This window comes from Pseudomonas sp. 203-8 (assembly GCF_020708595.1).
Classification (GTDB): domain Bacteria; phylum Pseudomonadota; class Gammaproteobacteria; order Pseudomonadales; family Pseudomonadaceae; genus Pseudomonas; species Pseudomonas aeruginosa.
The window spans coordinates 237,957-254,224 of the sequence record NZ_JAJFDF010000009.1 but is presented as its reverse complement, the minus strand read 5'-3'; the positions used below and the strand labels follow the sequence as shown (position 1 = coordinate 254,224).

The following is a 16,268-nucleotide window of genomic DNA, read 5'->3' as shown; positions in this document are numbered from 1 at the left end:
TTCAACTCACCTTCGACAGATCCAGCGTCCACGGTTCCTGTACAGCGACCGTTCCGTTCGGTTTCACTCCGGCCAGCCGCAGGCGGGCATAGATCCGCCCGACGACAGGTCGCTGCGCAGCATTCAATTCGTACTTCCAGCCATGAGATGCCAGCCACTCGACCTGTTTTTTCGATGACTTGGCGCCGATCATGGCCTCCAACTCCTCCTTCGAGAGGAACTCAGATGGGGTTTCCATGGGCAATGCCTCTCCGCCCAGGCGGATCGCCCGGGACCGAAATTGAGTGTTAGGATTCTCGCCCCAGCCGGGGCTGGCCTCAGGAAGAGGCCGTGGTGGCTCCCGGCTGGGGATTTTGCGATATGCCTGCCCGGTCGAGACGTTCGATCTCGGCCAGCGCCAGGGCGCAGGCCTTGACTAGATCACGGCGCGCACTGGTCGGCTTCCACCACTGTTCATCCCAGGGCCGCGCCAGCGACACCAGCAGGGCGGCGGTTCCATCGTTCGGAGCGCTGGAGCCGGCCAGGGCGTAGCAGGCGGCGGTGCGGGCCATCTCCCCGTTGTCGTGCTCGTCGTCGTGCTCCGGCGTCCTGCCTTCGTTCTCGACCAGCCGGCGCCGCCGTACGTCCAGAAATGGCCGTCGAGCACTGGTTGCGGCTTCATGGCACGGCGGGTGACCGTCTTCCGCCCCTCCAGGATGACGCGGACCATCGGCCCGCTGAACAAGATGGGGCGTTCCTTGTGAGCGCAGCAATTTGCCGGCATAGGGTCTCCTATACTCCAGGCTTTCGGCTGGAGCGATGAACATGGATGAGGAATGGTTTGTTGCGCGGGTGTTTGAGTTGGCTGGCGAGCAAGGCCTGCTCATTCAGGAGCGAAGACCTGGGCGGAGCATTTGCTTCAATGAGACCAGCAAGAAGTGGCTTCACGAAGGGCACATTCGGCAGCTCTACCGCGAGGGGGCTCTAGCTGACGGGCTCGAACGAGCCGACCTCAACCGAATGATCGAGGGGGTGGCGCCCGGAAGACCTTGCACCCACGTCAGAATGCGAAAGCTCGTTTGCTTGGTTAAGTCCGGAGTTAGCGGTGGAAGCACAGGCGAGGGTGGCGGCTGACTCCCGCCCTATAGGTGCGGCGATGTCCGCGGCCATGAAGACCTTCATCCCCATCTCAAAGGCCAGGCTGCGCTCGATATTGGCGCCGCGTGAACTTGGCCAGCCCGGCAACAGCGCGATGGCGTCGCAGGTAACCAGCTGCGCCAGGGCCTTGCGCATGTAGCCGGCCCGGGTGCCGTAGGCTGGCGCGCGGCTTCGGCGTGGAAGGCCGGGTAGTTGAACTCCGGCAGGCCGGTCATGGGGCCGGCGAGGTAGATGATGGGGGCATGGAGAGCCTCGCGGAATGAGGGCGAGCGATGCATAATCGCCCGAGCATCAAAGAGGGAGATTGAATGTTCAGGGATAAAGTCAGTTGGGTTGTCGCAGGACTCCTATTTCTAACTGGAGGCCTGTTTTTCAGGATCATTCCTGCGAGTAACTTCTGGAAAGCTGATATGGCGGCGTTGCTTGGTATGATCTCTTCAGTCGCAACCGCTATTGGCGTTTTTGTGGCCGTTTACTTCGGAAAGAAGGGGTTGGATACCTGGCGACATCAAAATGATGCCTCGATCAATAATGATTTAGTTCGACGAATTTCAATTGCTCTTCTGAAGTACGAGGAAGCTATTGCGCAGATGAGAAACCCCGCTATGTTTCTGCACGAGATGGCGCCGAAGGATGGTGAGCAGGATAGCGGGACTTCCGAGGAACGAAGCCATCGTGAGCGTCAGCGCGGCTATGCGAGGCGAATGGAGAAGGCTTCGCTGGCGAGACTGGAGGTCTACGCAGTGCTGCTTGAATCCCAGATATTTTGGGGCGATACACCGCTAGATATGTTCAAGAAGGTGTTCGAGTTCGAAAAGGAACTCATCAACTATATCAGAATCTATTTTGAATGGATAAAGCCAGGCCGCGTTGATGATGAGAGAAAACCATACAAGGATATGCTCGATAAGAGACGAGACATAATGTATGGCGATCTTTCAGATGATGGTGATGAATTCCAGAAAGAACTCAAAGCGAGTGTCGAGTCGATGAAGTCATACCTAAAGGGTAAACTTGTTTATGCCGATCACCAGTTAGATGGGCAGTAGTCGAGGTGAATGGTGATTTCGAGCAGCTGGTGCTGCACCTAGTCAAGGAGCGATCGATGAGTATTCCCGCCATATTGAACGTGCTATCGCTGGTGGCTGGTGCACTCTCGGCAGTGTTTTGGGTGAAGGCCGCTATGGCGAAGGCTGCACCACCACCCGGTTTTGAAGACGTTAAAAATACAGATTCATGGAAGGCGATAATCGTCGACGGCGGTGAATTGTATGGCACCCTGCGGTTGCAGGCGAGATGGAACAGCAGGGCGGCTTGGGTGGCCGCCGCCGCTGTTGCTCTCCAGATCGCCTACAACATTTCGACGCAGGTTTAGGCTGCCACCTGCTGGCGCCGGCGCAACTTCCACGGATCGTTCGCCCGGGCGTATGCGGCCATCGTGTTCGGGCTCACGCTGTTGCCGCACATGTGGACCTGCTGGGACAGAGTGAACCGCTGCCCGTTGTGGCCCCGCTCGATGATGTAGCTGTCGGGGAAGCCCTGGGCGCGATACAACTCACGCGGTTTCAGCATTCGCAGGCGGATGTCGACGATCACGTAGGGGCTACCGCTGATCCAGACCGTGACCAGCGCCAAGCGGTCCTTGGTGGTGATCGTGGTCAGCGGATCGTCCAGCTTCGCCCACTGCCCGCCGGTCGAGTGGTAGCGCACCAGGAACGCCGACACCCACAGCGCGCCGTCCAATTGCTCCGGAGTCAGGCTGCTGGCGACCATTTCCGCGGTGACCAGACCGTGGTGCGTGCCGCCGGCGCTGACCGTGTGCAGCGGCTCGTCGGCGGCGCGTGCGTCGCAGTTGCCGCGCAGATGCAACTGGTGGGCGGCGACCAGACCGTGGTGGTCCGTGCCGGTTTGCGTGCCCAGCGGTCCGTCCACCGGGGCGCCATGCGATCCCTTCCGCAGCGTTACCAGGTGTGCCGTGGCGAGCTGCTGCTGACTGCCCTTGTTCGTGATAGTGCTGATCGGGGCGTCGGCCGGGCGGCTGTGGGTGGTGTTGTAGCCCCCGTTGGCCTGGACCATGAACGCGGTGGCCACTCCGCAGTCAGCTTTCGCTGTGATGGTGTACATCGGCTCGGCGACCGAGCGCGGCTCGGTTTGGCCGGCGCGGCCGCCGACACCGACCAAGACCACGCTGGCCAAGCCCAGGGCGTGCGCCGCGCCGGCCGGGCGCTTGCACTCGCCGCCGCTGGTGATCGTTGGCATCGGCTGGTCGACCGGCGCGCCGGTAGCGTCGAAGCGGAACTTCACCAGATGCGCCGCAGCGACAGCGTGCTTGATGCCGCCGGCGACCACGGTGCCGCGCGGTTCATCCAGTTCAAGGACGCGCGGTGCCTGTCCGTCGCGCTCGCCGTAGCCGACTTGGATCAGCGTCGGGGTGGCAACGGAGAAAGCGCCACCCTTCGGCCAGGCAGTGATGGTGTTCAGCGGCTGGTCAACCGGATGCACGGCTTCGCGCGACCAGTTCGCGATCGGCACGATGAAGGGCTTGGCGCGCTGGAGCACTTCTTTCTCGATACCCTTCGCGATGCGGCGCATGGTGGCATCCGCCAGCGGCTTCTTCCGGTTGCGGATCGACTGGCCGAGGTCGCTCCAATCGATGCACTCTGCGGCCGTGCGGTGCGGCTTCAGCCCCTTGCCGGGCCTCGCGGCATGGGTCTTCTCCGCCGCCACAGGCTCGAAACCGCCGTCGGTGGCCACCAGGTACAGGCGCTGGCGAGTGGTCGGGTCTCCGTAGTCGCAGTTGCGCTCGACCCAATAGTCGATGTGGTAGCCGAAGCCTTCCAGGGCGCGCAGGAACTGACGCCAGGTGCGGCCCTTGCGCTTCGGATCGGGCACCAGGAACTGCTCGTGCCGCGGCACTCGCTCGCCGGGACCGGCTACAGTGCCGTCGAGGCGCACGACGCGGCCGGTCGACTTGTCGCGTTTGGCGATCAGCGGGCCCCATTGAAGGATCTGCTTCACGTTCTCCAGGCTGATGACCCAGGGGCCGCGGCCGAGCTTCTGGAGCTTGCCGGCCCACTTCACAACAACCCAGGACAGGTCGCGGATCTCTTTCTTGCGCGGCTGGCCGCCGGCGGCCTGGCTGTGGTGCCGGCAGTCCGGCGATGCATGCAGCCAGCCCACGGTGGCGCCCTTGGTGGCCTCTATGGGGTCGATGCCCCAGACATCGGTCGGCAGATGCTCCGCGTGCGGGTGGTTGGCCTCGTGCATGCTGATTGCGGCCGGGTTGTGGTTGATGGCTAGGTCGACCTTGCGGCCCAGGCCCATTTCCAGACCGGTGCTGGCACCGCCGCCGCCGGCGAACAGGTCGACGATGATCGCGTCGTCGGCGTCGTCCAGGGCCAGGCCGTACTGGGTTTTGAAGTCGAGCGGGGAGGGCTTCTTGAGGGAAGTCATGCGGCGGGTTCCTTTTCGCGAACGTGACGATGCACTGCGCTATGCGTGATGGCGCAGTGATGTCGTTGGGGCTAGAGTTGGATGGCCCGGCATGGGGCCGGATCAAGGAGGAGTCGGTGAAGTTAATGCGAGTGTGGTGTGCCAGTTTGTTGGCTTTGGTTAGCTCAGGCGTGTGGGCTTATGGGGAAATTAACTCATTGCCCGGATCGCAAATCGTTGCAGCAGGCGATATCTCGCAAGTGATGTGCCCAATCGGCGGAAACTACGACTGCCTGACATGGCCAAGTAACCTGTACGAGCTTTCTAGGGAGAATCTGTGTTTCACCGCAGATGTTATGTGCGGTGTCTCATGCGAAGGATTTATTGCCCAGAAGAATGGAGTAAATACCCTTTACATTCTGAGTGGATTCTCGAAGTTAGATAGCTCGGACATCAAGCTTTACAAATGCCCTAGCAGTTTTTGACCGGCTCCTTAGTGTCGTGGAAGATGTCCATCTGCGCAGCACCCTCCAGCCAGGCAGCGGCCAGGCGGTGGCGGGCGATGGACGCGTATTCAGGGTTGAGTTCGAGGAGTACCGACCGGCGGCCTTCCTGCATGGCGACGAGGGCGGTGGTGCCGGCGCCGCCGAAGGGATCAAGGACCAGGCCTCCCCGCGGCGCGCCGGCGAGAACGCATGGCCGGATCAGGTCGGGCGGGAAAGTTGCGAAGTGCGCGCCCTTGAAACCGGCGGTGGGCACGGTCCAGACGCTGCGCTTGTTCCGCGTGGCGCTGTAGTCGATGTCGGGGCGGTCCGGCCGGTGCTGTGCCTTCTGTCCGTGGGTGCCGGCGCTGCTCTTGGTTTCGCGGGCGAAGCTGTTGCGTTTGCTCCGTCGGCCGCCGACGGCCTTCATCGCACCGTTGGTCTTCCCTGGCACCCTGTCCGAACCGTGCTGGGCATCCCAGCCGTCCTGAGCCAGTCTGGCAACCGATGCCGGCGCCAGGGGTTCGGCGATAGCATCTTGGTCGAAGTGATACCGAGGCGACTTGCTGAGCAGGAACAGGTACTCGTGCGCCTTTGTGCAGCGGTCGCGCACGCTCTCCGGCATCGGGTTCGGCTTGTGCCAGATGATGTCCTGGCGCAGATACCAACCGTCGTCCTGTAGGGCGAAGGCGAGGCGCCAGGGGATGCCCATCAAGTCTTTCTGCTTCAGTCCTTCCGCCGGATTGCGACGGTGACCGCGCCGCACTGCGCCGCGCGTGTTTCGCGAAACAATGTCGTGCTTACCTGCCGACCCTTCCGGTGCATAGCCGCCGGCGATGGAGGCGTAGCTGTCGCCCATGTTGACCCAGAGGGTGCCGTCATCGCGCAGCACGCGGCGGACTTCGCGGAAGACGTCGACGAGGCGTGCCACGAACTCGGTAGGCGTCTGCTCCAGGCCGATCTGCCCGTCGACGCCGTAGTCGCGCAGGCCGAAGTAGGGCGGGCTGGTGATGCAGCAGTGGGCTGACTCGTCAGGAAGGGTGCGCAGAACCTGCAGGCAATCGCCCACATGGAGGGTGTAGGGGAGGTGATCAGGCATCGTCAGTACTCGGTGAACAGGCACTGGACGCCGCCCTGCCTGACAGGGCGGCCCACGAGGCATGGTTGAATCGCCCACAGGGCGGCGTCCGGTGCGTGCTTGGAGAGAAAGCGCCCCGGGTGGGGCGCTCGGCGGGTGGCTATCGCTGGCGCAGGGCCTGGACCAGGTACGGATCGACGTCTGGTTGACGCAGCAGCCAGGCCTTGTAGTCGTTCGGGACTTGATTGATCGGCGTGCCTTTGTGCTTGCCGTAGGGTATGACGGTCGGGATGCGCGCCTTCTCGCTCAGCGCATGGACCTCTTCCCAGGTGTCAGCCGCGTGTCCGGCGTCCATGGCCACCTCCAGCAGGAAGCGGAGGACGATGGCGCAGTTGCGGACGTCATCGAGCGCGGCGTGGGCGTTGCGCAGTAGTTCGCGGGCCTGAGCTTCCCGGCCGTTGCGCCGCGCGATCAGGTACATCATGGCGGACTGGGTGTGGCTGTCCTTGTCCGGGAACAGGAAGCGGCTCAGCGCGAGGGTGCAGATTCGCTTGATGTCGGGGTTCTCGCCGGCCATGCGCCAGTCGAAGTCGACGTTGTGGCCGATCATCAGGAGCGGGCCGGCGGGCAGGGCGAACTCCTTCGACTCCCGGCAACCGACCAGGTCCTGGCAGATGATGTGGTGGACGGCCTGGGCGCCGAGGCTGATCGGCACGCTCGGCTTGAAGCGCTCCTGGTAGTACGGGAGATCCTCCGGCGTGACCGCCGCGAATTGGTAAGGCCGCTCGGGAAGTTCCAGCCAGGCCGCCTCGATGATCTGGTCGGTCTGGTGGTCGGTGCCGGTGGTCTCGGTGTCGAAGATGATGGGCTTCATGAGCCCTCCTTGAGTAGAGGCGGCCAGCGCGGCCGCCTGCGTTGAAGGTCAGGCTGCGGCCTGATGCTCGTGGCCCGCGATGTGCCCGCCGTCGATCCATACCGCCTGCAACCATTCCGGCGTCTTCGCCATCGGCTCCTTCAGCGTGCCGGCGACGATTACCGAGTCGACCTCGCGGTCGGAGGTCATAGCGCGCATCAGTGCGATGGCCTGGTTGCGGCTCGGCAGGTCCAGCACGTCGAGACGGTCCAGCAGCGCCAGGCGCAGGCCGGAGATCGTCGCGATGGTCAGGGCGATGGTCGTATCGCACCGCCAGCGCTCCGACTCGGACAGCAGGCCGTAGAGCCGGCCGCCGAAGGTCACGTCGATTTCGGTGCTGATCTCCACCGGCGACCAGCCGGCAATGCCGGACAGGCGCTTCAGGGTGTCGTTTACCGGGCCGATGGCGTCGGCCAGGATCTCCGCCGGGATGCCGGTCGGCGACAGCGCGTCGGCCATGCCGGTCCACGCCACCACGTCCTGGTGCGCGGCCCGCGCTTTCGCGATCGAGGCCTCGCGCTGGGTAGCGGCTTCCAGGGCTTCCTGCAGGGCGACCAGCTTCGCGCGGCTCGCGTCGCGGGCCTGTCGCAGTTCGTTGATGGCCTGCTCGCCGTTGGCGATCGCCTCGGCGCTGGGCGCTTCGACGGACTCTGCTTCCAGGGCCTTGATCTGCTCGGCGGCGGCCAGGCACTCGTCCAGGTCACGCTGGCTGTTCGCGACGGCGCGCTGGGCGCTGGCCAGATACTCGCGGTACTCGGGCAACCGGCGGGCGGCTTCGGCATCGGCGATCTGCTCCGGCGGCTGGTGCACCACCAGGGTCCCGGCCTGCAGGTCGACCGCGCCCTGGCAGTGGGGGCAGGTCAGCGGCTGGTGCGGCACGCTGCCCGAGGAGGCCAGCTCGGCAGCCATGACCTTCTCGGACCACTCGTCCTGGTTCTGCTCGTCGGTGGTCAGCTTGTTCCGGCGGCGCGGCTCCAGGTCGACCAGCTCGCGCAGCTTGGCGATGCGCTGGGCGCGGCCGTCGGCAGCCTGGCGGGCCTGCTTGCTGGCGCCCAGGGCCTGCTGGGCCTCGGCCAGATCGTCCTCGAGCAGCTGCAGGTTCTTACCGGCCTCGGCGACCTGGTCTTCGGTGACCACGGTGGCCAGTAACGCCGGCGTCCAGTCGACGGCCTTCTCGCTGCCGTAGTTCTCGCCGGTGATCGCCTTCCAGGCGCCTCGCGATTCGCTGGCGTAAGCCTTGGCTTGCTCAACCGCGGCCGGGAAGCCGGAGCGGAGCAGGGGCTTCACCTTCTCCACCAGGGCCGCGGCGTGGCCCTTGGCGACCAAGCGTTCCGCGATCTGGTTCGGGCTGGTGCTGGCACCGCTCAGGTCGAACAGCACCCGGCGGCGTTCCTTGGCATCCAGGCTGGCAAACAGGCTGGCGTCGAGCACGTAGGGCAGGAAGGGCGAGTCGGTGAGGGCAGAGCCCTTGCCGGTGGGGAGCGCCACGCCGCAGACCTGCACCTCGTAGGCCGCGTCCAGCCACTCGACGCGGGCCTCGCCCTTCTTGGCACCCTCGGTGACCAGCTGCGCCATGTCCTTCTTCAGCGAGACGCGGCGCGGCTGGCCGTTGAAGGCCATGGCAATGGCGTCCAGCAGCGAACTCTTGCCGGCGCCGTTGTGGCCGGCCACCAGGAGCACCGGCGCAGAAACATCAAGGGCCGCATGACGCAGCCCTTGGAAGTTGGTGATTTCGAGTTTCGTGATGCGCATGGCTCACTCCAGGGTGATGGGCTCTTCGACCGGGGCCTTGGTGGCAACGGCGACGCGGTAGGTGTGTGCGCCGTAGCGCTGGAAGTTGCTGCAGAGGTCGGCCAGGAACTGCTCGTCCCAGTCCGTAGCGGCGTTGAGCTCGGCCGCGCCGAGTAGCGCGGCGAACTCCCCGACCTGGCCGTACCGTTCAAGGACAGTGAGGCTGGGCATGGCCGGTTACTCGAGGTTGAGCTCGTCGGTGCCGGTGTCGCCGGTGTCCGACTGCTGGCCCGGGGCGGGGTCGGTGATTTCGCCCGTCTCGGTGTTCACTCCGTCCGGGACCTGGTCCTGAGACTGGTCGTCAACAACGCTGTATTCGCCGGTGAGGATGGACGCGTTGTCCTGGTCCAATCCGGCGTCGGCGCGTTCGTCCAGGGTGACTGCGGTCTGCAACTCGATGCTGACCGGCAGGTACTTGAACAGCCGGCGGATGACGGTCTTCTTGGCCATCTCTTCGTAGTGGGTGACCCAAGGTCCGTTTCCGGATGCCTTGCTGGTGGCGCGTACTTTGTCGACGTCGGCCTTGCTCATGACCTCGAATTGCACGCCGCCGTCCTTCAGCTTGGCGACCGCGTAGACGTGGGTCATGACGCCGCGTTCACCTTCTCCCGGAACGTGCTGGACGTCCTCGTCGAGGCCGTAGCGATAGCTAAACTGGTCGTTCTGGTGCACGGTGCGCGCGATGAGCGAAACGATCTGGCCGGAGCGCCGGGCAAGGTCAATCATCCCGCGGTAGCCGATGATCAACTGGACGTTCGACAGGCCATCTTTCGCCTTGCCGTTGCCGAACGGCAGCAGGTAGGCATGGCCGAGAGCGTTACCCGGTTCCAGGCCGAGCTGCGCGCATTGCATCACGGCGCCTAGGAAGCTCTCCTGATTGCACTTCGCCAGGGCCGGTACTTTGCGGATCTCTGTCAGCGCGATGCGCGCGAGTCGGTCGGCGGTCATGTGCTTCGGAAGCGCCAGGGCCATCTGGGCTTTGATCTTCGGATCAGTCATCAGGTGGGCCAGCGTTTTCGGCTGACCGTTGTTGGCGACATTGCCGGTCGCGGCGGCTTTCAGGGCGGTTGCGGACATGCTGGGCTCCGGTTACTTGAGGCGGAAAACGCGGGATTCGCTGGTCTTCTTGAACTGCTCGAACAGTGCGGGGTGGGCTTCCTTGAAGGCGGATTGGTCGAAGCGGTTGGTGGTCTGGGACTTCCACGTCAGTACCGACTTGCCGTTGACCGTGAGTTGGGCGTGGTCCTGCATGAAGAGCTTGATGCGCTCCTCTGCGGACTCGATCTCGTACTCCAGGCCCTTGGCCTTGGCTTTCAGTTCGCGCAGGTGGTTGAACACCTCCACGACCTTGCCATCGGCCTCGATGCTGGTTCCGGCGTCACGCTCGAACAGCCGTAGGATGTCGCTGACAGCGGTTGCTTCGGGCGGATCCAGGCGCTGGATGCGTCCCCAGAACTCGACCTCCTTCTCGCGAATCGCCGCGATGGTTTCGTCGTCCCGCTCGACGCGGTACACGCGGAAGTCGTCGCCGCCGATCAGCACGCCGAAGATGCAGACCTGGCGGCCGGTGACCATCAGGCCGTGCATGGCCTGGGCGGTGTAGTGGACTGGAATGGCATCGGTCTGAACCTCACCCCAGTCCTTTGCCTTGAACGGGCTGACCGTCTTGATCTCGATGTTTTCGCCGCTGGCGGCCTCGGCGTCGATCTCGGCGGCCATGAAGTCGTGCTGCTGGTCGCGGTAGCGGTTACCGCGGCCGACGATCTTCAGGCCGGTCTCTTCGGCCAGCAGGTCGATGACGTAGGGCTCCATCCGCTGGCCACGGGTGAAAATCTTCTGCTTCGCCGGATCGACCGGGCCGGTGCGCGGCTGGACCTTATCCAGGTACACGTCCAACGGAGTGCGCCAGGGGCTGATGCCGAGAATGCCGGCGACATCGCTGCCGCCGAGGTACTTGGTACGGTCGAGCGCGCCGACCGATGCGAGAACTGCAGTCATGGGCTGGCCTCATTTCAGGGAGAGGGTGGTTGTCGCGTGAAGGCGGGGGTTGCGCCGGAAGCGCAGAACGCAGAGGTCGCCGCAGATGTTGGCGAAGAGCGGGTTGTGGTAGCCGTGGCGGTTGGCCAACTCGACGGCCTGGCGGATGTTCTTTCCGGCAAACTCTTCGATATCGTCGAGCTGGTCGTCGATGATCGAGCGAACGGGGCGGGTAGTCATAGGTCGATGCTCCTCAGTTCTTGCTGTCTCGCATCCGCTGCGGCGTCGAGCCGGCGGCGCATGTCGTCGTATTGCCGGGTGCCGATGGCGTCCAGCGTGTAGGCCATCTCGATCTGGCCGCGCCATACCAACTGGTCGTGGCGCGGGATCACCGACCGACGCATTGCGACGATCGCTTCCTCGATCACGCCCTCGGCGCGCTCATTCGCCCAGGCCATCGTCGGCCTCCTGCTCTTCGTCCTCGGGCTCTGGATCTGGCTCCGGCTGGTCCCAGAGCGGGTCTCTGGCGAAGTCCCAGGCGTGCTGGGCGTTGCTGAAAGCCGCGCGGTTGCGGCGCTCGCGGTATGTCCACATCGGGATGCTCTCCGTGGTTCACCTGCATTCGGCTGAATGCTCACGCCGCCGGGCTTGCCCGATGGGGAAGGCGGGGAGCGTTCATGCGAATGCGGGCGGTGAAAAAAGCCCGGCCGGAGCCGGGCGAAGAGGGGGAACGCTGCTTGCGCAGCGGGGAGTGATCTGGCCGGGATTCGAACCCGAAAGACTTACGCCAGCTTCGGCAGCGCTACCTAACTGGCCGCACCTCCTTCTGAGGGCACCCTGGTCCGCCGAGTGCAACCACAGACCACTCTCCGCTGCGCCCTGGCCGAGCCAGGAGCAGGAAAGAGAAGGGCGCCGCCAAGCGCCCTGTCTCCACTTACATGCACCGCCCTATGTGAAAGCGGTTGGGTACAGGCTCGACCGCATGTTGGCGATCTGCCGTTGGGGCTGGGCTACATGTCGAGATCCTCCGTTGTGCGCGCCGTTGGACCGGCGGGCGCTCGCCGTGGGTTAAACGCCCTGCAATGGGCCAGGCGCCGAAGTCACGAGATCGCGGCGCAGGCCCGCAACGCGACCGGCGCCGACTGGCCTTCGATCCAGATAACCGCCGCCCCGCCAAGCGAAATGCTGGCCCGGCCGACGGTGCGGGTGCGCTTCGGTTCGGCTCCGCGGTACGGGCGGTACTCGATCAGCGCGGGCGCCGGGTGCTCGCGGTTCCAGGCCTCGACCAGCTCCGCCGGCGGCACCGGACGGACGTTGCCGATCTGCTGGTAGATTTCGGAGCGGTGAATGGCGACGTCGTCCGGGGCGGTGATGCCGAGGCGCACCTGGTCGCCCTGGCTGCCGAGGACCGTGACGGTGATGTTGTCGCCGATATGCAGGGTTTGGCCGGGGCGGCGGGTCAAGATCAACATGGCGTAACTCCGTTCGGGGGATTTCGAGAGCAACCGATCTATCTCGGTTCGCAGTGGTAGAGGTCGGTCGCCCGCATTGGAAACTGCAAGCGGGAGGGGGAAAGGGATTTATTTCAAATGAGAATTATGCTGCTGGTTTTTTGTTCTATGGGTGGTCTTGAGTATGACTACAATGAATCCCTGAGTTGGTGCGTATATATTGATGCGAGCACAACAGGGAGGTTGTTGGTATGGCGATTAGCTTCGAGCCGCTCGATGTTGAAGGCGTTGATTTTCGTGGGGTTGATGTTGTCGCTTATAAAGCACGAAAAGGGCGTGGAAGGTCGGGGGATATTAGGTTGGGAAAATGTTTCGGCGCAATAAGGTTGCTTGACAATAACAATGCGCGAATTGGAAAAGACCATAAGGCTTCAAGCACCCCTGCTGGATCAGCTGGGCTCCACAGCGAGCGGGTTGCCTTGGAGCGATGTGTTAGGGCCAATTGGGAGCCTCCGCTTACCAATATAATGATACTTGGCATGCAGAATTCTCCCGGCCCTATCGGAAAAGAACTCTATGCGCGAGGAGTCCGAACAATTATATGCTTCACGGAGCTTCCACCTTGCCCAGCCTGTTTGACTTGGTGGAAGGCGCTTGATAGTAAGTTTCACCCTGGCTCTATCAGATTGCAGTACTTCAGTTGGTTCGAAGACTACTATGGAGGCAAGACGCCAGAGGAAAGGATGCTCGATGACTCTGACGGAAATAATAGAAATGAGCATGCGATAGAGGCTTTCAAGGCCTATCGAGATTCGTTCGAGGCTCCTACCAGATAGTCCTCGATCAAGAAATTTAGTATAAATAGAAAAAGATGATGGGTTTTCTCATGAGGTATTTATGCAATCTCTTATTTATCTTAGCCATGTTCAAGAGCAAGATACTTCCGACTTGGTGGAGTTGTACACCAATCCAGACGTGCGTGCCTATTTAGGAGGTCCCGTTGATCGGGAGGTTGCGGTGCGGCGAGCTCAGGTAGAAGTTTCAATCGAGAGAGAGCTTCCATTTTGGGCAATCAGAACAAGGCAAGGCGAGCAGTTTGCAGGTGTAATCTCGTTAGATACTCATCATGATGGTAATGACGTAGAAGTCTCTTACGCGTTGCTTCCAGAGCACTGTGGGGTGGGGTACGCGACTGAGGCACTTACCCTTGCGTTGCAGTATGCAAGTGACACCTTGGCTTTGAAGAGGGTGATTGCTGAAACGCAAAGCAAGAACGATGCATCAATCCGCCTACTTAATCGCGTCGGTATGAAGTTTGAGCGAGAGATAATGCGTTTTGGTGAAGCTCAGAGTATCTACGTCACTGATTGGTAGGGCAGGCAAGATTTAGCATCGTTACAGATGCCGGTGCCTATTTTCATAGGCCTTCGTGCTGGTGTTCGTTGACTTCCCTGATGCCCCTGTTTCCAAGGGCATCGAGGAAATCGGTGTTGCTGACCGGCGTTACGCGCCACGTCCGGCTGGGCGGCTACTTTCTCGGGGGACCTGAGGTCCCGACAGCCAGTCGCGGCTCTTCGCCCACTGGCTCTCCCTTGATCTAGGGCCATCTACGCTGCTGGCCACGGGGCGAGGCTCCCCCTGAACCCGTTTTGCCTATCGGCAAGGCCTTGGCTCGCTGCGGCCTGGCCAGCGGTGTGTTGCCGGCGTTGAAGAAAAAGTAAGCTAATGCCTAATTTTTGTAAATAGCTAATGCCTAATTTTTAAGTTTGCGCGCTAACTATCTGTAGGTGAGCGAGGCGGGATTGCAGATTTTTGAAACAGAAAATACTGTATGAATAAACAGTAATCGGAGGATGGCTGTGCAGAAGAACACCCAGGGGAAAGGACAGGTTTCGCCGGTAGAGAAGGTGCGTCTCCGGGTATCAGCGATGATCAGTAGCCCGCGGGCTCAGGCGGAGCGCCGGGCGTCAATCTGGAAGGCGCAGGGGGATTCGGAAGAGGCCTGGCAGCAGGTACTGGAGGAGTTGGCCGAAACCGATGGACTCGAGATGTCGCTGGGGGAGGATGGAGTGGTTACGCTCACCTGGGAGGCGGGAGACGAGGAGGGCGTTGAAGTGGTCGATGGGATTGAACTGGTGCAGGAGCCGGACATGGTGGTTCAGCCTCTACATGAGGAGAGGATCTAGTGGAAGGAGAGCCCGCGCGTAGCGGGCTCCGAATCGCTATCGGTCGTGGGTACGACTGAGGGCGCTGTGCGCTGACGAGACCAGATCATCTACATAGAGCCGGGCTACAACGATGCGGCCAAGCCGGTTCTTGATAGTCATCAATCTGCGCGTCTTGGCAATGTCGTCGCATGAGTGGTGAGGATGAGTACGCGGCATCGCATCAAGCAGGAGATTTGCTCGGGCGACGGTGGTGCGAATGTGATTGCGAGTCATGATGGCCTCCTCGGCCTGCTGGTTGAGGCCTAGATCATGCTGTCACGACTGTAGGGGGAGTAAACGAAAAGGCCGCGCTGGAGTCGAGGCGCGGCCTGTGCCGGACTGCTGTCTTCCCAGGCCGGCGGAGGGAATCTATCAAAGGTGGGTCGGAACGAAAAGCCCCGCGGGTGCGGGGCTTCAGGGTTATGCGGCCAAAGCTGCTGTTAAATGCTTTGGTCCTGTGTAGATGATGACAGATGCGGCGTCGGCAAGAGCGGTGGCCGCTTTGCGATTGTCCTCTTCGTCGCCTGGCTCAAGAATGACTCGGCGCAGCGATCCTTCGTGCGCATTCTTAATATCCAGCATTTTCCCGACTGCTCGATAGACGAGGCTCCAATCAATCTTGCCGTCTTTCGTCGATACCGTCTGGATCAGGGTTGGCTGCCCGCCGCTGCTCTCAATGGCAAATGGGAGCGTTAGCTGATGCCCACTGGCGCCAATAATTTTGAAGTCCGTCTTCAATGCCTTGGGGAAGGCTGCCTTCAAAGCATTTCCAACCACCTGGTCAAATCGAGATACCGGCGATGGGCGCATCTTGTTACATGCAAAGCCAACGTGCTCAGCCGCTTCGATGAAGCGCGCGAGGTAAAAGCCAAGCTGGTCTTCTGGGCAAGCCTTGAAGATTTCGCCGCTATCCGATAGCTCTAGGCCACTAGATGCGACAAGGTCAGCCAGCTTTCTGCCTTTCTCTGCGGTTGGTTTAACCCCATGAGTCATAGCCACAAAAAGCGTGTCTGCGTTGTCGCTGATGCGCACGTGGCCGTTCCCAAGATCTTGGATGTATGCGCCGATCAGGTTCCCATCGAACGGGAGTGTGAGAGGGGACTCAAGGTAAAAGAGCCCATCTGCTACCGGTTTGCACTTGAACCCGAGCTGAGCGCCGATCAGAGTGCAATTCATAAGCTTAGCCCCAATTGACCGAAGTCCGGCAGTTCTATGCGCGGCGCTCCGGTGATATTTGCCTTTGCTAAGAATAGCTCCCACAGCATCTGGACAGTAGTGCCTTCCAACGGTTCGGCATACCCATAGGATGCTTCAGGGATCGGAATGTGAAGGTGTGGATGGTCAGCGACCTTCTGATAGTAGGGCCGACCAGGTCCTACTTTGTTCAAATGGGTGCTGGGTCCGTTGTCATCGACAGCAACGATCCTGGCCTTGTTCACGATGAAGGCTATGGAGAGAGTGTCGCGAACGCCTGGCAACTGACTCCTCTTGAAGTACAGGTCGACGAACCAGTCCTCGGCAAAGCGCGTCTGCTTGACGTCAAGCGCAAGCGGAGCTCGAAAACTGTAGGGCGCAGGGAACCTGCGAATTGACTGACTCTTCCATTCGAAACGCGCCCCCGTCGGCCAAAACTTCGAGGCGTCTATCGCCTGAATTGCTTCGTCATAAGGGATGGTCTTTTGCTTCGCCAATCCTGTTTCCCTTCGTGTGGATTGAGTCTCAACGGCTCGGAGCTACTGTCCCATAATCCTCCGGAGCTGCTTCATCATCACCCGTATGACCAACCCATAGCTACAAATC

At 61.8% G+C, this 16,268-nt stretch carries 21 protein-coding genes; 4 read left to right on the top strand and 17 right to left on the bottom strand.

Annotated features, from left to right (window positions below; all coding sequences use genetic code 11):
* Window position 1: 1 nt before the first annotated feature.
* The 4 genes from LJF27_RS22050 to LJF27_RS30545 form a co-directional block, all read right to left on the bottom strand.
* Window positions 2-238: a DUF4224 domain-containing protein gene (locus LJF27_RS22050; RefSeq protein WP_003116724.1), complete on the bottom strand. Its 237-nt coding sequence runs from the start codon at window positions 236-238 to the stop codon at window positions 2-4.
* 79 nt (window positions 239-317) lie between these two features.
* The gene (locus LJF27_RS22045) at window positions 318-806 is read right to left on the bottom strand and encodes a hypothetical protein (protein WP_229601884.1); all 489 of its coding nucleotides are present in this window, start codon (window positions 804-806) and stop codon (window positions 318-320) included.
* 157 nt (window positions 807-963) lie between these two features.
* Window positions 964-1,272: a DUF4406 domain-containing protein gene (locus LJF27_RS22040; RefSeq protein WP_267498118.1), complete on the bottom strand. Its 309-nt coding sequence runs from the start codon at window positions 1,270-1,272 to the stop codon at window positions 964-966.
* Window positions 1,158-1,415 (bottom strand): DUF4406 domain-containing protein, encoded by a 258-nt coding sequence (locus tag LJF27_RS30545; RefSeq protein ID WP_420708745.1) that lies wholly within the window; start codon window positions 1,413-1,415, stop codon window positions 1,158-1,160. Before LJF27_RS30545 ends, LJF27_RS22040 begins: the two co-directional genes overlap by 115 nt.
* Window positions 1,416-1,445: 30 nt before the next feature.
* Between LJF27_RS30545 and LJF27_RS22035 the strand changes: the two genes are divergently transcribed.
* Both LJF27_RS22035 and LJF27_RS22030 read left to right on the top strand, forming a co-directional pair.
* Complete coding sequence (locus tag LJF27_RS22035) at window positions 1,446-2,186, top strand: hypothetical protein (RefSeq protein WP_229601883.1); 741 nt, start codon at window positions 1,446-1,448, stop codon at window positions 2,184-2,186.
* A gap of 56 nt (window positions 2,187-2,242) precedes the next feature.
* Complete coding sequence (locus LJF27_RS22030; protein ID WP_229601882.1) at window positions 2,243-2,512, top strand: hypothetical protein; 270 nt, start codon at window positions 2,243-2,245, stop codon at window positions 2,510-2,512.
* On the opposite strand, the gene LJF27_RS22025 is transcribed toward LJF27_RS22030, so the two are convergent.
* From LJF27_RS22025 to csrA, 11 genes are all read right to left on the bottom strand, one after another.
* Window positions 2,509-4,590 carry a DNA cytosine methyltransferase gene (locus LJF27_RS22025; RefSeq protein ID WP_229601881.1) on the bottom strand — a complete coding sequence of 694 codons (2,082 nt, stop codon included), beginning with the start codon at window positions 4,588-4,590 and terminating at the stop codon, window positions 2,509-2,511. The two genes, LJF27_RS22030 and LJF27_RS22025, sit on opposite strands and share 4 nt — an antisense overlap.
* A gap of 450 nt (window positions 4,591-5,040) precedes the next feature.
* A complete protein-coding gene (locus LJF27_RS22020) occupies window positions 5,041-6,150 on the bottom strand; it encodes a DNA-methyltransferase (RefSeq protein ID WP_229601880.1) in 1,110 nt (369 codons plus the stop codon).
* 139 nt (window positions 6,151-6,289) lie between these two features.
* Window positions 6,290-7,003 (bottom strand): 3'-5' exonuclease, encoded by a 714-nt coding sequence (locus tag LJF27_RS22015; protein WP_229601879.1) that lies wholly within the window; start codon window positions 7,001-7,003, stop codon window positions 6,290-6,292.
* A gap of 48 nt (window positions 7,004-7,051) precedes the next feature.
* Window positions 7,052-8,794 carry an AAA family ATPase gene (locus LJF27_RS22010; RefSeq protein WP_229601878.1) on the bottom strand — a complete coding sequence of 581 codons (1,743 nt, stop codon included), beginning with the start codon at window positions 8,792-8,794 and terminating at the stop codon, window positions 7,052-7,054.
* A gap of 3 nt (window positions 8,795-8,797) precedes the next feature.
* Window positions 8,798-9,004, bottom strand: a complete 207-nt coding sequence (locus LJF27_RS22005) for a hypothetical protein (RefSeq protein WP_096834161.1) — start codon at window positions 9,002-9,004, stop codon at window positions 8,798-8,800.
* 6 nt (window positions 9,005-9,010) lie between these two features.
* Window positions 9,011-9,910, bottom strand: coding sequence for a recombination protein RecT (gene recT / locus LJF27_RS22000; protein WP_229601877.1), 900 nt, complete (start codon window positions 9,908-9,910; stop codon window positions 9,011-9,013).
* 12 nt (window positions 9,911-9,922) lie between these two features.
* Complete coding sequence (locus LJF27_RS21995; RefSeq protein ID WP_023121813.1) at window positions 9,923-10,831, bottom strand: YqaJ viral recombinase family protein; 909 nt, start codon at window positions 10,829-10,831, stop codon at window positions 9,923-9,925.
* 9 nt (window positions 10,832-10,840) lie between these two features.
* Complete coding sequence (locus LJF27_RS21990; RefSeq protein WP_034086078.1) at window positions 10,841-11,050, bottom strand: hypothetical protein; 210 nt, start codon at window positions 11,048-11,050, stop codon at window positions 10,841-10,843.
* Window positions 11,047-11,268, bottom strand: a complete 222-nt coding sequence (locus LJF27_RS21985) for a hypothetical protein (RefSeq protein WP_003099037.1) — start codon at window positions 11,266-11,268, stop codon at window positions 11,047-11,049. The genes LJF27_RS21990 and LJF27_RS21985 overlap by 4 nt, the downstream gene beginning before the upstream one ends.
* Window positions 11,252-11,404: a hypothetical protein gene (locus LJF27_RS21980; protein WP_166740726.1), complete on the bottom strand. Its 153-nt coding sequence runs from the start codon at window positions 11,402-11,404 to the stop codon at window positions 11,252-11,254. The genes LJF27_RS21985 and LJF27_RS21980 overlap by 17 nt, the downstream gene beginning before the upstream one ends.
* 506 nt (window positions 11,405-11,910) lie before the next feature.
* Complete coding sequence (gene csrA, locus LJF27_RS30470) at window positions 11,911-12,282, bottom strand: carbon storage regulator CsrA (RefSeq protein ID WP_096834163.1); 372 nt, start codon at window positions 12,280-12,282, stop codon at window positions 11,911-11,913.
* A gap of 876 nt (window positions 12,283-13,158) precedes the next feature.
* Here csrA and LJF27_RS21970 point away from each other — a divergent pair.
* Window positions 13,159-13,635, top strand: a complete 477-nt coding sequence (locus LJF27_RS21970) for a GNAT family N-acetyltransferase (RefSeq protein WP_074198688.1) — start codon at window positions 13,159-13,161, stop codon at window positions 13,633-13,635.
* Between the two features lie 479 nt (window positions 13,636-14,114).
* Window positions 14,115-14,447: a DUF1654 domain-containing protein gene (locus LJF27_RS21965; protein WP_033937797.1), complete on the top strand. Its 333-nt coding sequence runs from the start codon at window positions 14,115-14,117 to the stop codon at window positions 14,445-14,447.
* A 441-nt stretch (window positions 14,448-14,888) separates the two neighbouring features.
* Here the strand turns inward: LJF27_RS21965 and LJF27_RS21960 are convergent, their stop codons facing one another.
* Both LJF27_RS21960 and LJF27_RS21955 read right to left on the bottom strand, forming a co-directional pair.
* A complete protein-coding gene (locus LJF27_RS21960; protein ID WP_052154706.1) occupies window positions 14,889-15,644 on the bottom strand; it encodes a DUF1828 domain-containing protein in 756 nt (251 codons plus the stop codon).
* On the bottom strand, window positions 15,641-16,159 hold the full coding sequence (locus tag LJF27_RS21955; protein ID WP_052154705.1) for a hypothetical protein: 519 nt from the start codon (window positions 16,157-16,159) through the stop codon (window positions 15,641-15,643). Before LJF27_RS21955 ends, LJF27_RS21960 begins: the two co-directional genes overlap by 4 nt.
* Window positions 16,160-16,268 lie beyond the last annotated feature (109 nt).

Coding starts and splice junctions, on each gene's coding strand:
- LJF27_RS22045 (WP_229601884.1), bottom strand. CDS start 806: ATGTTCATCGCTCCAGCCGAAAGCCTGGAGTATAGGAGACCCTATGCC.
- csrA (WP_096834163.1), bottom strand. CDS start 12,282: ATGTTGATCTTGACCCGCCGCCCCGGCCAAACCCTGCATATCGGCGAC.
- LJF27_RS21970 (WP_074198688.1), top strand. CDS start 13,159: ATGCAATCTCTTATTTATCTTAGCCATGTTCAAGAGCAAGATACTTCC.
- LJF27_RS21995 (WP_023121813.1), bottom strand. CDS start 10,831: ATGACTGCAGTTCTCGCATCGGTCGGCGCGCTCGACCGTACCAAGTAC.
- LJF27_RS21980 (WP_166740726.1), bottom strand. CDS start 11,404: ATGTGGACATACCGCGAGCGCCGCAACCGCGCGGCTTTCAGCAACGCC.
- LJF27_RS22040 (WP_267498118.1), bottom strand. CDS start 1,272: ATGCGCAAGGCCCTGGCGCAGCTGGTTACCTGCGACGCCATCGCGCTG.
- LJF27_RS22035 (WP_229601883.1), top strand. CDS start 1,446: ATGTTCAGGGATAAAGTCAGTTGGGTTGTCGCAGGACTCCTATTTCTA.
- LJF27_RS30545 (WP_420708745.1), bottom strand. CDS start 1,415: ATGCATCGCTCGCCCTCATTCCGCGAGGCTCTCCATGCCCCCATCATC.
- LJF27_RS21990 (WP_034086078.1), bottom strand. CDS start 11,050: ATGACTACCCGCCCCGTTCGCTCGATCATCGACGACCAGCTCGACGAT.
- LJF27_RS22010 (WP_229601878.1), bottom strand. CDS start 8,794: ATGCGCATCACGAAACTCGAAATCACCAACTTCCAAGGGCTGCGTCAT.
- LJF27_RS21960 (WP_052154706.1), bottom strand. CDS start 15,644: ATGAATTGCACTCTGATCGGCGCTCAGCTCGGGTTCAAGTGCAAACCG.
- recT (WP_229601877.1), bottom strand. CDS start 9,910: ATGTCCGCAACCGCCCTGAAAGCCGCCGCGACCGGCAATGTCGCCAAC.
- LJF27_RS22020 (WP_229601880.1), bottom strand. CDS start 6,150: ATGCCTGATCACCTCCCCTACACCCTCCATGTGGGCGATTGCCTGCAG.
- LJF27_RS22015 (WP_229601879.1), bottom strand. CDS start 7,003: ATGAAGCCCATCATCTTCGACACCGAGACCACCGGCACCGACCACCAG.
- LJF27_RS21965 (WP_033937797.1), top strand. CDS start 14,115: ATGGCTGTGCAGAAGAACACCCAGGGGAAAGGACAGGTTTCGCCGGTA.
- LJF27_RS22005 (WP_096834161.1), bottom strand. CDS start 9,004: ATGCCCAGCCTCACTGTCCTTGAACGGTACGGCCAGGTCGGGGAGTTC.
- LJF27_RS22025 (WP_229601881.1), bottom strand. CDS start 4,590: ATGACTTCCCTCAAGAAGCCCTCCCCGCTCGACTTCAAAACCCAGTAC.
- LJF27_RS22050 (WP_003116724.1), bottom strand. CDS start 238: ATGGAAACCCCATCTGAGTTCCTCTCGAAGGAGGAGTTGGAGGCCATG.
- LJF27_RS21985 (WP_003099037.1), bottom strand. CDS start 11,268: ATGGCCTGGGCGAATGAGCGCGCCGAGGGCGTGATCGAGGAAGCGATC.
- LJF27_RS22030 (WP_229601882.1), top strand. CDS start 2,243: ATGAGTATTCCCGCCATATTGAACGTGCTATCGCTGGTGGCTGGTGCA.